Origin of the sequence: Streptococcus sp. LQJ-218, from assembly GCF_003428885.1 — a bacterium.
In the GTDB taxonomy this organism is placed as follows: Bacteria; Bacillota; Bacilli; order Lactobacillales; family Streptococcaceae; genus Streptococcus.
This window is the reverse complement of the sequence record NZ_QQRU01000005.1, coordinates 113,409-127,458: the sequence shown is the minus strand read 5'-3', so window position 1 is coordinate 127,458 and position 14,050 is coordinate 113,409. Positions and strand designations below refer to the sequence as shown.

Here is a 14,050-nt window from a genome sequence, read left to right as displayed (position 1 = left end):
AAAAAATGGAAAAGAGTAATTCTACTTTCAAATATATAATACAGATTGTATTAAAAAACAGACTGTATTAGAAAAGAAAGTAACAAAAAAGCTGGATTTTGCTTGTTGAAATCGGTTACTGTGTGTTATACTGAATACATGAATGTAACAGATGGTTGTTACTAGAAAGAAAAAAGAGGAATTAACATGGTTGTTAAGACAGTTGTTGAAGCACAAGATATTTTTGACAAAGCTTGGGAAGGCTTCAAAGGCGTAGATTGGAAAGAAAAAGCAAGTGTATCACGCTTTGTACAAGCTAACTACACACCTTACGATGGAGACGAAAGCTTCCTTGCAGGACCAACAGAACGTTCACTTCACATCAAAAAAATTGTAGAAGAAACGAAGGCTCACTACGAAGAAACTCGTTTCCCAATGGACACTCGTCCAACATCTATTGCTGATATTCCTGCTGGATTTATCGACAAAGAAAACGAAGTGATCTTCGGTATCCAAAATGATGAACTCTTCAAATTGAACTTCATGCCAAAAGGTGGTATCCGTATGGCTGAAACTACTTTGAAAGAAAATGGATACGAACCAGATCCAGCTGTTCACGAAATCTTTACTAAATACGTAACAACAGTTAACGATGGTATTTTCCGTGCCTACACTTCAAACATTCGTCGCGCACGTCACGCACACACTGTAACTGGTCTTCCAGATGCCTACTCACGTGGACGTATCATCGGTGTTTACGCACGTCTTGCTCTTTACGGTGCAGACTACTTGATGCAAGAAAAAGTAAATGACTGGAATGCAATTAAAGAAATTGATGAAGAAACAATCCGTCTTTGTGAAGAAGTAAACCTTCAATACCAAGCATTGCAACAAGTTGTTCGCTTGGGTGACCTTTACGGAGTTGACGTTCGCAAACCAGCGATGAACGTCAAAGAAGCTATCCAATGGGTTAACATCGCCTTCATGGCTGTCTGCCGTGTTATCAATGGTGCTGCTACATCTCTAGGTCGTGTGCCAATCGTACTTGATATCTTTGCAGAACGTGACCTTGCTCGTGGTACATTTACTGAATCAGAAATCCAAGAATTTGTTGATGATTTCGTTATGAAACTTCGTACAGTTAAATTTGCTCGTACAAAAGCTTATGACCAATTGTACTCAGGTGACCCAACCTTCATCACAACTTCTATGGCTGGTATGGGTAACGACGGTCGCCACCGTGTTACTAAGATGGACTACCGTTTCTTGAACACTCTTGACAATATCGGTAACTCTCCAGAACCAAACTTGACAGTTCTTTGGACTGACAAATTGCCATACAACTTCCGTCGCTACTGTATGCATATGAGCCATAAACACTCTTCTATCCAATACGAAGGTGTAACAACAATGGCTAAAGACGGATATGGTGAAATGAGCTGTATCTCATGCTGTGTGTCACCACTTGACCCAGAAAATGAAGATCAACGCCACAACATCCAATACTTCGGTGCGCGTGTAAACGTTCTTAAAGCTCTTCTTACTGGTTTGAACGGTGGTTACGACGATGTTCACAAAGACTACAAAGTATTTGACATTGAACCAATCCGTGACGAAGTTCTTGAATTTGAATCAGTTAAAGCTAACTTTGAAAAATCTCTTGACTGGTTGACTGACACTTACGTAGATGCTTTGAACATCATCCACTACATGACTGATAAGTACAACTACGAAGCTGTTCAAATGGCTTTCTTACCAACTAAACAACGTGCCAACATGGGATTCGGTATCTGTGGATTTGCTAACACTGTTGATACACTGGCAGCTATCAAATACGCTACAGTTAAACCAATCCGTGACGAAAATGGCTATATCTACGATTACGAAACAATCGGTGAATACCCACGTTGGGGTGAAGATGACCCACGTTCAAACGAATTGGCAGAATGGTTGATCGAAGCTTACACAACTCGTCTACGTAGCCACAAACTTTACAAAGACGCTGAAGCTACAGTATCACTTTTGACAATCACATCTAACGTTGCTTACTCTAAACAAACGGGTAACTCACCAGTCCACAAAGGTGTATACCTCAACGAAGATGGTTCTGTGAACTTGTCTAAACTTGAATTCTTCTCACCAGGTGCTAACCCATCTAACAAAGCTAAAGGTGGATGGTTGCAAAACTTGAACTCACTTGCTAGCCTTGACTTTGGTTACGCAGCTGATGGTATCTCATTGACAACTCAAGTATCACCACGTGCTCTTGGTAAAACTCGTGACGAACAAGTTGATAACTTAGTCACAATCCTTGATGGTTACTTCGAAAACGGTGGACAACACGTTAACTTGAACGTTATGGACTTGAACGATGTTTACGAAAAGATCATGTCAGGTGAAGACGTTATCGTACGTATCTCTGGATACTGTGTAAACACTAAATACCTCACTCCAGAACAAAAAACTGAATTAACACAACGTGTCTTCCACGAAGTTCTTTCAATGGATGATGCATTGAGCTAATCAAGTTCTTGAATAATGAAATAAATAACCCTCGGTCAGTCGACTGAGGGTTGTTTTTTGAGGCTCTTCAATTCCTTAAGTCAGGCACTGAAATGTCTGGTCAGGATTCAAAGATACTTGTTGAGTTGCGGGAGGTATTTGATACTCAATGAAAATCAAAGAGCAAACTAGGAAATTGGCCGCAGGTTGCTCAAAACACTGTTTTGAGGTTGTAGATAGAGCTGACGTGGTTTGAAGAGATTTTCGAAGAGTATGAAAATAAAAACACCACACTTTGTATGGAACAAGGTGTGGTTGTATTTTATCTCTTAGACCAGGTTCTCTTCATAAAGAGAAGTAGGATTGGGTAAATCTCTAAGCGCCCTGCAATCATTGCAAAGGAGAGGAGAATTTTTGAGATAGGACTAAAGATTGAGAAGCTAGAAGTAGTTCCTAGAATAGGTCCGATATTATTGAAACAGCTAAAGACAGCACTGGTCACAACCAGGAAATCATTGCTATCTAGGCTGACAATAAAGATAAGTGCTAGTAAAATCATAGAATAGATGACAAAGTACTTGAGAATTTTATGCTGGGTATCTTTGTCAATTACCGTTTTATTAACATGGAGGGTCAAAACACGGTGGGGTGATAGGATTGACAAAATTTGGTTTTTGGCAATTTTTGAAAGGATAAGACCTCGAATAACCTTGAGTCCACCTGCGGTTGAACCAGCAGAACCACCGATTACCATGAGGAAGAGAAGGATAAACTGGGAGAAAAGGGGCCAGTTGGTAATATCTCCGTAACCAAAACCAGTCGTTGTAATGATATTGGAAACCTGGAAGAAGGCCATTTCAAAGCTCTTGGAAAATCCTGGGTAGAGATAGAGGGTATTAAGGCTAATCAAGCCTGTAGAAACCAGCACGATGAGCAAGTAAGCTCGAAGTTCTTCGTCCCCAAAGAAGGCCTTGATGCGACGGAGCATAAGGTAGTAGTAGAGGTTGAAATTGATCCCAAAAACCAGAACTCCGATACTAACCAGATAGGTAATTAGTGAGCTACCATAGTGGGCAATTCCATCGTTATAGACTGTAAAACCTCCTGTACCTGCTGTCCCCATAGCGATCACAAAACTGTCAAATAGGGGCATACCGGCTAGGTAATAGATGATGACAAAGAGGGAGAAGAGAGCTAGATAAAGGAGATAGAGAATCTGGGCAGTGTTTTTTAGTTTGGATACAACCTTGCCAAAAACAGGGCCAGGAACCTCAGCCTTCATCACCTCTAGGTGGCTATTTTTGGCATTATCCATAATAGCAAGTGCAAAAACAAGCACTCCCATCCCTCCAATCAAGTGGGTAAAGCTTCGCCAGAAGAGGAGAGAACGACTGAGAACCGAAACATCGTTCAAAATAGTTGCCCCAGTAGTTGTAAAGCCAGAACTAATCTCAAAAAAGGCATCGATAACGCTGGGAATTTGCCCAGCAAAAACAAAGGGGAGACCACCAAAGAAAGACCAAAGGATCCAACAGAGGGCAACAATCAAGATTCCCTCCTTGGCATAAATCCGTTGATTTTTTGGCTTTTGTAAAATTCCTGAACCGCCTAGTAATACGAGAATCCCAATCGTTGTAAAGAGGGCTGTAAAGACTTGGCTCGATTCACGGTAATAGACGGCAATCGCAACAGGAACCAAGAGGAGAACAGCTTCAATCAGAAGTAACTTTGAAAGGAGGTAACGAATCATACTTTTATTCATCTCTTACCTCGCGATCAAGTCATAAATCTTGGTGATGTTTGGCAACAAGGTTGTTACTAGGAGCTTGTCTCCGACTTCAAGCATATCCTCCCCTGTAGGGAAAATAGTCTTTCCCTTTCGAATGATGGCTGCAATAAGAACCCCTTTTTTCAATTTCAGTTGAGAAAGTGGTTTGGCAGTCATTTTATTGGCTTCCTTGATATGGAATTGCAGGATTTCGATTTGGCCATTAGCTAGATGGTGCATGGCTTGAAGGTCTGAATACTGGGCATTAACACGACCACGAATAAAGTGCATAATCGTATCTACAGCAATGCTTTTAGGTGTGATGATACTTGAAAAATCAGGTGCATTGATAATCTCGAGGAGACTGGTACGATTGACCTTGGTGATGTTTTTCTGTACACCTACGCTGTCAAGGAACATAGAAGTAATCAGATTTTCCTCATCGACTCCTGTTAGAGTCGCAACGGCATCATAGTTTTGAGCACTTTCTTCCAGCAGGATATCTTTTGCGGTCCCATCTCCTTGAACGATGTAAAGATTTGGGAATTTCTCGCTAAAGAAGCTGGCGATTTCAGGATTGATTTCAATGACTTTGGTATCGATCCGACTATCTTTGAGAATACCTAGTAGATAATAGGCAATTCTACCAGCTCCAACAATAAGAAGGCTTTTCACGGCACGAGACTTGAAATAATTATGGAAGAGCATCATATCAACACGGTTACCAGTGACAAAGATTCTATCTTTATCTTGTACAGTCATGTCACCGCTTGGAATGATAATTTGATGATCTCTCTCTATCGCACAGACAATAATATTGCCAAATTTTTTCCGAAAATCAGAAATGGGCATTTGGCAAAGACAGCTGGTAGATTTGACGACAAATTCCATGAGGCTAACACGTCCATCAGCAAAGCGTTCGACAGACAGAGCGTTGGGAAAGTCAATGATATTCGCGATAGCGCGGGCAGCCAAGAGCTCAGGGTTAACGATAAGAGAAAAACCAAGGATATTCTTTTCTTTGAAATAAGAATTAGAATATTCAGGATTACGCACCCGAACGATGGTCTCTTTAGCTCCCATTTTCTTGGCTAGAACGGCTGAAATCATGTTTACTTCATCGTACTCAGTCAGGGCGATAAAGATATCACATTCTTGGACGCTGGCTTGCTCAAGAATGGCAAAATCAGCTCCGTTACCAAGGATACCCATGATATCAAAGCGACTGACAATATGATTGAGGACGGCTTCGTCTTGCTCAATCAGCAAAACATCGTGCTTTTCTGCAACCAAGGAGCGACAGAGGGCAGAACCAACTTTTCCCCCTCCGACAAGGATAATTTTCATAATAAAACCTACTTTTTCATGATGTAACTATCATACCTTTTTTCAAGAAAAAATGCACCTACCAGCTAATAACTAGAGTTTTTAGTAGGAAATTTGCTATAAGGTAAAGCTATACCCTAACCAGTTGAAATAGCTATTAGCTACTTTTTAGAAAATATGGTATGATAAAGGACATACGGGGAGACAAAATGAATAATAATTTACTGGTATTACAATCAGACTTTGGTCTGGTTGATGGTGCGATATCGGCTATGATTGGAGTGGCTTTAGAAGAATCTCCAACCTTAAAAATTCATCATTTGACGCATGATATCACGCCTTATAATATTTTTGAGGGGAGCTACCGTCTCTTTCAGACGGTGGATTACTGGCCTGAGGGAACGACCTTTGTATCGGTTGTCGATCCAGGTGTCGGCTCGAAACGTAAGAGTGTGGTTGCCAAAACTGCAAAAAATCAATACATTGTCACACCAGACAATGGGACTCTTTCTTTTATCAAGAAACACGTTGGCATTGTAGCTATTCGTGAGATTTCTGAAGTGGCCAATAGACGGCAAAATACAGAGCATTCTTATACCTTCCACGGTCGTGATGTTTATGCCTATACTGGTGCTAAACTAGCCAGTGGTCACATTACTTTTGAGGAAGTGGGACCAGAGCTTAGTGTGGATCAGATTGTGGAGCTTCCAGTCGTAGAGACTATCATAGAAGATCATCTGGTGAAGGGAGCTATTGATATTCTGGATGTGCGTTTTGGCTCGCTTTGGACCTCTATCACGCGAGAAGAATTTTACAAACTGGAACCAGCATTTGGTGATCGTTTTGAAGTGACCATCTATCATGCAGATATGCTGGTCTATCAAAATCAGGTTGTCTATGGTAAATCATTTGCAGATGTGAGAATTGGGCAACCAATCCTTTACATCAACTCACTCTATCGTTTAGGTCTGGCTATCAACCAAGGTTCCTTTGCTAAGGCCTATAATGTGGGAGTCGGTTCATCTTGGACCATTGAAATAAAGAAAATAGAATCATAAAATAGGAGAATATAAATGAAAAATCAATCAATTAAACAAGTTGTTGCTATCGGTGTTGGAGCTGCACTCTTTGTTGTCATCGGGATGATCAGCATTCCGACACCCGTTCCAAATACAAGCATCCAGCTTCAGTATGCGGTACAGAGCCTCTTGTCTATCATTTTTGGCCCTCTAGTGGGATTACTTGTTGGTTTAATTGGTCATGCAGTGAAGGACTCTCTTGCTGGCTACGGTCTTTGGTGGACTTGGATTATTGCTAGTGGTCTCTTTGGTCTAGCTGTAGGTCTCTTTAGAAAATACATTCGAGTAACACAGGGTGTTTTTGAGTTGAAGGATATTGTCCTCTTTAACCTCATTCAGATTATCGCAAATGCTCTTGTTTGGGGTGTCTTGGCACCACTTGGAGATGTTGTGATTTATCAAGAAGCGGCAGAAAAAGTATTTGCCCAAGGGATTGTTGCAGGTATTGCTAACGCTGTAACTGTAGCTATCGCAGGTACTCTTCTCTTGCTAGCTTATTCACGTACGCAGACTCGTTCAGGAAGTTTGAAAAAGGATTAACATAAAGGAAAAGGCTGGACAACCAGTCTTTTTCGATGTTTATAGACTAGTTAGGCAAGTAAGCTAGGATAGGACTCTTTTTGACGCTAAGATTTTACGAGAAGAGTCTGCAAGAAGGGGTAGATTTATGATAAAATAGAAGTCTAAGAAGCGAATAAAGAGAGTAAGATGAAAGAAGCTATAATTGAGTGGAAGGATTTCTCTTTCCGGTATGAAACACAACAAGAACCGACCTTACAAGGGGTAGACTTGACCATTTATAAGGGAGAAAAAGTCTTAATTGTTGGCCCCTCTGGGTCAGGTAAGTCTACCTTGGGTCAGTGTTTGAATGGGATTATTCCAACTATTTATAAGGGTCAGATGTCTGGAGAATTTTTGATCAAGGGGCAAGCCGCTTTTGATATGAGCATCTACGATAAATCTCATCTGGTCAGCACAGTTTTGCAGGATACAGACGGGCAGTTTATCGGTCTGTCCGTGGCAGAAGATTTGGCTTTTGCTCTGGAAAATGATGTAACAGCTCTAGAAGAGATGAAAAATCGTGTTCATAAATGGTCTGAAAAGCTGGACCTTCTCCCTTTACTAGCTCAGCGTCCCCAGGATTTATCAGGTGGACAAAAGCAGCGGGTCAGTCTAGCTGGTGTCTTGATTGATGAGAGTCCGATTCTCCTGTTTGATGAGCCACTCGCCAATCTGGATCCCAAGTCAGGTCAGGATATTATCGAATTGATTGATCAGATTCATAAGGAGGAGGGGACGACGACCCTTATTATCGAGCACCGTTTGGAGGACGTTCTGCATCGTCCTGTCGATCGGATTGTCTTGATAAACGATTGTCGTATCCTCTTTAACGGGAGCCCTGACCAGTTACTGGCGACTGATTTATTGACACAAAATGGAATTCGAGAACCCCTTTATCTCACTACTCTCCGTCAATTGGGTGTGGATTTAGCTAAGGAAGAACAATTAGTAAATTTGGACAACTTGTCTATCTCAAAAGGCCAGATTCAGTTGCGGACGGAACTGGTAAAAGAAACCCCAGAATTGCAGTCACTCTTTAGACTAGAGGATGTGTCGTTTTCTTATGATGATAGACCGATTTTGAAATCCATTTATCTGGATATTAAAAAGGGCGAAAAGATTGCCATTGTCGGAAAAAATGGAGCTGGGAAGTCAACCCTAGCCAAGGCTATAAGTTGCTTTATCCAGACGGAAGGTCGCTATCTTTGGGAAGGACAGGATATAAAAGGAGATTCTGTTGCAGAGCGGGCGGAACGAGTAGGCTATGTGCTGCAAAATCCTAACCAAATGATTTCAACCAATATGATTTTTGATGAGGTGGCTCTGGGACTTCGTTTGCGAGGTGTGGACGAAAAGGAAATTGAAACGAGAGTCTATGAAGTTTTGAAAATCTGTGGTCTCTATGAATTCCGTAATTGGCCTATTTCTGCCCTGTCATTTGGTCAGAAAAAACGTGTCACCATTGCATCTATTTTGGTCTTAGGAGCTGAAATTATCCTCTTAGATGAACCGACTGCAGGCCAAGACCAGAAAAACTATACTGAGATTATGGAATTTCTTGAAGAACTGCATCAAAAAGGTCATACCATTGTCATGATTACCCATGATATGCAATTGATGCTGGATTATTCAGACCGAGCCCTTGTCATGGTGGATGGGGAATTGATTGCCGATACTGATCCAGCTAGTCTGTTGAGCAATCCTGAGCTGTTAGTAAAAGCCAATCTAAAAGAAACTTCAATCTTCAACTTGGCCAAGAAACTAGACGTGGATCCACTTGCTTTAACGGCATTTTACAAAGAAAGGAGAGAAGGATGCAAGCTAAATTAATCGGTTACCAGCATAGAGATACTGTGATTCACCGCTTGTCAGGAGCTGGTAAACTTCTCTTTTTCATCCTCGTGTCATTGGCGGCCATGATTAGCTATGATACCAGACTGCTTGTTCTGATTGCCATCTTTTCGGTCTTTCTCCTCTATTTGTCAGAAATCCGTTTTAAAGATGTATCCTTTGTGGCCGTTTTTGCGACGGTATTTGCCATTTTAAACGTCTTGATGGTCTATCTCTTTTCTCCCGAATATGGGGTTGGACTTTACGGAGAGAGAAGTGTGATTTGGCAGGGAATCGGTGCCTACACTCTAACCAGTCAAGAGCTCTTTTATCTGCTAAATCTGGCTATTAAGTACCTTTGCACCATTCCTCTGGCTATTATCTTTTTGATGACAACTCATCCTAGTCAGTTTGCTTCCAGTTTAAATCAAATCGGTGTGCCTTACAAAATTGCCTATTCAGTCAGCCTGACCTTGCGCTATATTCCAGATTTGCAGGAAGAATTCTTTACCATCAAGATGTCTCAGGAAGCGCGTGGGATGGAATTATCCAAGAAAGCTTCTCTTATGCAACGAATCAAAGGCAATCTGCTCATTATCACTCCCTTGATTTTTAGTTCGCTAGAACGCATTGATACCATCGCGACCGCTATGGAGCTTCGACGCTTTGGGAAAGAGAAAAAACGCACTTGGTATAGTTATCAGGCCTTGAAAAAAGGAGACTATCTTACCTTGCTCTTGGCAGCCTTGTTTTTAGTAGCTAGTTTACTACTTATCTTGCAGAATCAGGGACGATTTTACAACCCTTGGAAATAGCTTAAAAAAATTGAAAAAATCAAGTCGTTTCTATTGACAATGATTCTGAAAGTGTTATACTAAGAAAGTAGTTTCGCTGATTTACTTCAGACCTGTTGTGAGGTAAGTTAACGATGCCTTAACCACGCTGTTTGCTGAGCTTGACTCCGGGCAGTGTGGCTATTTTTTTGCAATGGTGAAAGGAAGCAAGTCATGACAAATCACATTGTATTATTTGAACCTCAAATTCCACAAAATACAGGCAATATTGCGCGTACGTGCGCTGCGACCAATTCTCCCCTCCACATCATCAAGCCCATGGGCTTTCCTATTGATGACCGCAAGATGAAGCGGGCTGGGTTGGATTATTGGGATAAGCTAGAGATTTATTTTTACGACAGTTTAGAAGATTTCATGTCTCAGATGAAGGGCAAACTCTATCTGATTTCAAAATTTGCGGAAAAGGTCTATTCTGAGGTGGATTTATCGACTGACGAGGACCACTATTTTCTCTTTGGACGTGAAGACAAGGGTTTGCCGGAGGACTTTATGCGCGAACATCCTGAGAAGGCTCTCCGTATTCCCATGAACGATGAGCATGTCCGCAGTCTCAATGTGTCTAATACTGTCTGCATGATTGTCTACGAAGCCCTTCGCCAGCAGAACTTTGCGGGTCTTGAGCTCGTTCATACCTATGAAGTGGATAAATTGAAATAAAAAATGAAAATGAAAATGAACAAAATGCTTGCGCTTGCAAGCGTTTTTTGTTATGATAAAAGAGTCTTCAGGGCAGGGTGAAATTCCCGACCGGCGGTAAATTTGACTAGCTATTTTAGCTTTCTCGTCGTTGTCTTGTTTAGATATACTTTAAGTATTATCTTCGACTGCGACGCCTAGATAAATCTAAAATATCTTAGCCAAATAAGTCCGCGAGCGCAAGCTGATGTGGTGAGATTCCACAACCGACAGTATAGTCTGGATGGGAGAAGACGAGAGAATAGCTTTGTCTGTTCTGATAGATTTATAGCTAAACTGTAACCGCTTGCTTAACAGGGTAAGAGGGAACTTTTGGGATATAAAAACTGAGAATAGATAGAGGAATCCTTTCTAACTTCTTCTGATTTTATAGAAAATTGGAGGAACCTGTTATGACAAACACACGTCGACTTTCGACCATTGCGATTCTATCAGCCATCTCATTTGTGCTGATGTACTTTGACTTTCCGCTTTTACCAGCGGCGTCCTTCCTCAAGATCGAATTTAGTATCTTGCCAGTCCTTGTGGGTCTGGTGGTCATGGATTTGCCTGCTGCTCTAGGAGTTCTCTTGCTTCGCTCACTCTTGAAATTGCTTCTTAACAGCCAGGGAGTGAATACTTACATTGGTTTGCCAATGAATATCGTAGCTTTGGGAGTTTTTGTCATCGTCTTTGCTTTGATTTGGAAAAAGGAACGCACAACCCTTCGCTTCCTACTAGGCTCTCTAGCTGGGACTATTGGTTTAACCGTAGCTATGTTGGTTCTCAACTATGTTTACGCTGTTCCTTTGTACGCTAAGTTTGCTAACTTTGATATTGGAAAAATTTTGGGACTTTCTAACTACCTAATGACCATGGTATTACCTTTTAACTTGATTGAGGGTGTAATCTTTTCCGTTTCATTCTGGTTGTTGTACGTCCTTTTGAAACCAACCTTAAAACACTATGAAAGATAAACAAACATTTTTAATGAAGGGCTCTTTTGCCCTTTTACTTTTCGTTATTCTTGGCTACATGGTCAAATTTTACCCTGAAACGCTGGTCGGTTTTGACCAACCGATTCAGACGGCTGTGCGAGGAGACTTGCCAGATTACTTGACTATTCTTTTCCGAGCTATTACACGCTTGATTGATATCCCAGTGATTATCACTTGGGTTGTCATTACAGCTTTTATCTTTTATCGTAAGCGCTGGAAGATAGAAAGTTTCTTCATGCTTGGGAATCTGGCTTTGGCAGGTCTTTTAATTGTGACCTTTAAAAATATCTACCAGCGCCCACGACCAGCTATTTTACACTTGGTTGAGGAGAAGGGATTTTCTTTTCCAAGTGGCCATTCTCTGGCTGTAACCTTGATGGTCGGTTCTCTGATTGTTATTCTTAGTCAGAGGATGAAAGATCCGGTCTGGAGAAAAATCGTGCAAATCGTCCTTGGTCTCTACCTAGTCAGTGTGCTGGTATCAAGGGTCTATCTGGGGGTTCATTACCCATCAGATGTCCTTGCTAGTCTCTGTGTGGGCTTGGGAGTCTTGTTTATCGAATTCCCCTTCTATGACAAGCTTCGCTTCCAATGGCGATTTAAAGGCAAGCAGAAGTGAGATAGGTCTTGCAAGAATAGTAAAAATCTGATAAACTAAGTAGTAATTGAATAGGAATCTGCAAGACTAGTAGCCCAAGGGAAGTATATCAGGGAGGAGAGCCGTGACTGCAAGCTCTCTATATGAAAGCTGGGTGAATTCACTTGCCTATGGATTCAGAAATAAAGGTCTGACTTGTCAGATAAAAACGGATGGTACCGCGTGTCAACGCTCCGAGTGGAGTTTTTGGCATGTGGTTTTCTTTTTATCTACGAGCGACTGATGGAGGAATTATGTCAACTATTGAAGAACAATTAAAAGCGCTTCGTGAAGAAACGCTGGCTAGCTTGAAGCAGATTTCTGCTGAAAAAGAAAAAGAGCTGCAAGATTTGCGTGTCTCTGTCCTTGGAAAAAAAGGTTCGCTTACGGAGATTCTTAAAGGAATGAAAGATGTCTCTGCTGAGATGCGTCCAATCATTGGGAAACACGTCAATGAAGCTCGTGACGTCTTGACAACAGCCTTTGAAGAAACAGCTAAACTCTTGGAAGAAAAGAAAGTAGAAGCTCAACTAGCTAGCGAGAGCATCGATGTGACACTTCCAGGTCGTCCAGTTGCGACTGGTCACCGTCACGTTTTGACACAAACAAGTGAAGAAATCGAAGATATCTTCATTGGGATGGGTTATCAAGTCGTGGATGGTTTTGAAGTAGAGCAAGACTACTATAACTTTGAACGTATGAACCTTCCAAAAGACCACCCAGCCCGTGATATGCAGGACACATTCTATATCACTGAAGAAATCTTGCTTCGTACTCATACATCTCCTGTGCAGGCGCGTGCTATGGATGCCCATGATTTTTCAAAAGGTCCTTTGAAGATGATCTCACCAGGGCGTGTCTTCCGTCGTGATACGGACGATGCGACCCACAGTCACCAGTTCCACCAAATTGAAGGCTTGGTTGTTGGGAAAAACATCTCTATGGCTGACCTTCAAGGAACGCTTCAGTTGATTGTGCAAAAAATGTTCGGTGAAGAGCGTCAGATTCGTCTGCGTCCATCTTACTTCCCATTCACAGAGCCATCTGTTGAGGTGGATGTTTCCTGCTTTAAGTGTGGCGGAGAAGGCTGTAACGTATGTAAGAAAACAGGTTGGATCGAAATTATGGGGGCTGGTATGGTTCACCCACGTGTCCTTGAAATGAGTGGTATCGATGCGACTGTTTACTCTGGATTTGCCTTTGGTCTTGGACAAGAGCGTGTAGCTATGCTCCGTTACGGAATCAACGATATCCGTGGATTCTACCAAGGGGATGTCCGTTTTTCAGAACAGTTTAAATAATGATTAGAAAAGTAGGAATGGCCGATGTTGAGGTGTTGGCTAAAATAGCCAAACAAACCTTTCGTGAAACATTTGCTCATGATAATACAGAAGAGCAGTTACAGGAATACTTTGAAGAGGCTTATAGTCTGAGAGTTTTGTCAACTGAGTTGGAAAATCCAGAATCTGAAACCTATTTCATTATGCATGAAGAGGAGATAGCTGGTTTTCTCAAAGTCAACTGGGGAAGTGCTCAAACTGAGAGAGAATTAGAGAATGCTTTTGAAATTCAACGCCTCTATGTGCTACAAAAATTCCAAGGATTTGGACTTGGTAAGCAGCTTTTTGAATTCGCTCTTGAACTGGCTGAAAAAACTGGTTTTTCATGGGTGTGGCTAGGTGTTTGGGAGCATAATACAAAAGCTCAAGCATTTTATAATCGATATGGTTTTGAAAAATTTAGCCAACATCATTTTATGGTTGGTCAAAAAGTAGATACGGATTGGTTACTGAAAAAGAAATTAAGGTAAGAAGAGGATTCTTCTATTGAAATGATAGGAA

Annotated in this window: 12 protein-coding genes and 1 riboswitch; of the genes, 10 read left to right on the top strand and 2 right to left on the bottom strand. The window is 41.4% G+C overall.

Annotated features, from left to right (window positions below):
• The first annotated feature begins 186 nt into the window (after positions 1 to 186).
• The gene (gene pflB / locus D2908_RS05835) at positions 187 to 2,502 is read left to right on the top strand and encodes a formate C-acetyltransferase (protein WP_117305587.1); all 2,316 of its coding nucleotides are present in this window, start codon (positions 187 to 189) and stop codon (positions 2,500 to 2,502) included.
• A gap of 301 nt (positions 2,503 to 2,803) precedes the next feature.
• Here pflB and D2908_RS05825 read toward each other — a convergent pair whose 3' ends face one another.
• Positions 2,804 to 4,243, bottom strand: a complete 1,440-nt coding sequence (locus D2908_RS05825) for a TrkH family potassium uptake protein (RefSeq protein WP_117305583.1) — start codon at positions 4,241 to 4,243, stop codon at positions 2,804 to 2,806.
• A 3-nt stretch (positions 4,244 to 4,246) separates the two neighbouring features.
• Entirely contained in the window at positions 4,247 to 5,596 is a 1,350-nt protein-coding gene (trkA, locus tag D2908_RS05820; RefSeq protein ID WP_117305581.1) for a Trk system potassium transporter TrkA, read from the bottom strand.
• A gap of 188 nt (positions 5,597 to 5,784) precedes the next feature.
• Between trkA and D2908_RS05815 the strand changes: the two genes are divergently transcribed.
• From D2908_RS05815 to D2908_RS05775, 9 genes are all read left to right on the top strand, one after another.
• Positions 5,785 to 6,633, top strand: coding sequence for an S-adenosyl-l-methionine hydroxide adenosyltransferase family protein (locus D2908_RS05815; RefSeq protein WP_117305579.1), 849 nt, complete (start codon positions 5,785 to 5,787; stop codon positions 6,631 to 6,633).
• Positions 6,634 to 6,648: 15 nt separating this feature from the next.
• Positions 6,649 to 7,194 (top strand): ECF-type riboflavin transporter substrate-binding protein, encoded by a 546-nt coding sequence (locus D2908_RS05810; RefSeq protein WP_117305578.1) that lies wholly within the window; start codon positions 6,649 to 6,651, stop codon positions 7,192 to 7,194.
• A gap of 168 nt (positions 7,195 to 7,362) precedes the next feature.
• Complete coding sequence (locus D2908_RS05805) at positions 7,363 to 9,045, top strand: ABC transporter ATP-binding protein (protein WP_117305576.1); 1,683 nt, start codon at positions 7,363 to 7,365, stop codon at positions 9,043 to 9,045.
• Positions 9,030 to 9,860, top strand: a complete 831-nt coding sequence (locus tag D2908_RS05800) for an energy-coupling factor transporter transmembrane component T (protein ID WP_117305574.1) — start codon at positions 9,030 to 9,032, stop codon at positions 9,858 to 9,860. Before D2908_RS05805 ends, D2908_RS05800 begins: the two co-directional genes overlap by 16 nt.
• 192 nt (positions 9,861 to 10,052) lie before the next feature.
• Positions 10,053 to 10,556 carry a tRNA (cytidine(34)-2'-O)-methyltransferase gene (locus D2908_RS05795; protein WP_050207395.1) on the top strand — a complete coding sequence of 168 codons (504 nt, stop codon included), beginning with the start codon at positions 10,053 to 10,055 and terminating at the stop codon, positions 10,554 to 10,556.
• A gap of 59 nt (positions 10,557 to 10,615) precedes the next feature.
• Positions 10,616 to 10,834: riboswitch (FMN riboswitch) on the top strand.
• 153 nt (positions 10,835 to 10,987) lie between these two features.
• Positions 10,988 to 11,551: an ECF transporter S component gene (locus tag D2908_RS05790; protein ID WP_000185834.1), complete on the top strand. Its 564-nt coding sequence runs from the start codon at positions 10,988 to 10,990 to the stop codon at positions 11,549 to 11,551.
• Positions 11,541 to 12,191, top strand: coding sequence for a phosphatase PAP2 family protein (locus tag D2908_RS05785; RefSeq protein ID WP_117305572.1), 651 nt, complete (start codon positions 11,541 to 11,543; stop codon positions 12,189 to 12,191). Before D2908_RS05790 ends, D2908_RS05785 begins: the two co-directional genes overlap by 11 nt.
• A 272-nt stretch (positions 12,192 to 12,463) precedes the next feature.
• Positions 12,464 to 13,510, top strand: coding sequence for a phenylalanine--tRNA ligase subunit alpha (gene pheS / locus D2908_RS05780; protein WP_117305632.1), 1,047 nt, complete (start codon positions 12,464 to 12,466; stop codon positions 13,508 to 13,510).
• Entirely contained in the window at positions 13,510 to 14,019 is a 510-nt protein-coding gene (locus tag D2908_RS05775; protein ID WP_117305571.1) for a GNAT family N-acetyltransferase, read from the top strand. The genes pheS and D2908_RS05775 overlap by 1 nt, the downstream gene beginning before the upstream one ends.
• The last annotated feature ends 31 nt before the right edge of the window (positions 14,020 to 14,050 follow it).

Excerpts from the sequence above, each read along its gene's own strand:
- pflB (WP_117305587.1), top strand. The coding sequence starts at position 187 with ATGGTTGTTAAGACAGTTGTTGAAGCACAAGATATTTTTGACAAAGCT.
- D2908_RS05825 (WP_117305583.1), bottom strand. The coding sequence starts at position 4,243 with ATGAATAAAAGTATGATTCGTTACCTCCTTTCAAAGTTACTTCTGATT.
- trkA (WP_117305581.1), bottom strand. The coding sequence starts at position 5,596 with ATGAAAATTATCCTTGTCGGAGGGGGAAAAGTTGGTTCTGCCCTCTGT.
- D2908_RS05815 (WP_117305579.1), top strand. The coding sequence starts at position 5,785 with ATGAATAATAATTTACTGGTATTACAATCAGACTTTGGTCTGGTTGAT.
- D2908_RS05810 (WP_117305578.1), top strand. The coding sequence starts at position 6,649 with ATGAAAAATCAATCAATTAAACAAGTTGTTGCTATCGGTGTTGGAGCT.
- D2908_RS05805 (WP_117305576.1), top strand. The coding sequence starts at position 7,363 with ATGAAAGAAGCTATAATTGAGTGGAAGGATTTCTCTTTCCGGTATGAA.
- D2908_RS05800 (WP_117305574.1), top strand. The coding sequence starts at position 9,030 with ATGCAAGCTAAATTAATCGGTTACCAGCATAGAGATACTGTGATTCAC.
- D2908_RS05795 (WP_050207395.1), top strand. The coding sequence starts at position 10,053 with ATGACAAATCACATTGTATTATTTGAACCTCAAATTCCACAAAATACA.
- D2908_RS05790 (WP_000185834.1), top strand. The coding sequence starts at position 10,988 with ATGACAAACACACGTCGACTTTCGACCATTGCGATTCTATCAGCCATC.
- D2908_RS05785 (WP_117305572.1), top strand. The coding sequence starts at position 11,541 with ATGAAAGATAAACAAACATTTTTAATGAAGGGCTCTTTTGCCCTTTTA.
- pheS (WP_117305632.1), top strand. The coding sequence starts at position 12,464 with ATGTCAACTATTGAAGAACAATTAAAAGCGCTTCGTGAAGAAACGCTG.
- D2908_RS05775 (WP_117305571.1), top strand. The coding sequence starts at position 13,510 with ATGATTAGAAAAGTAGGAATGGCCGATGTTGAGGTGTTGGCTAAAATA.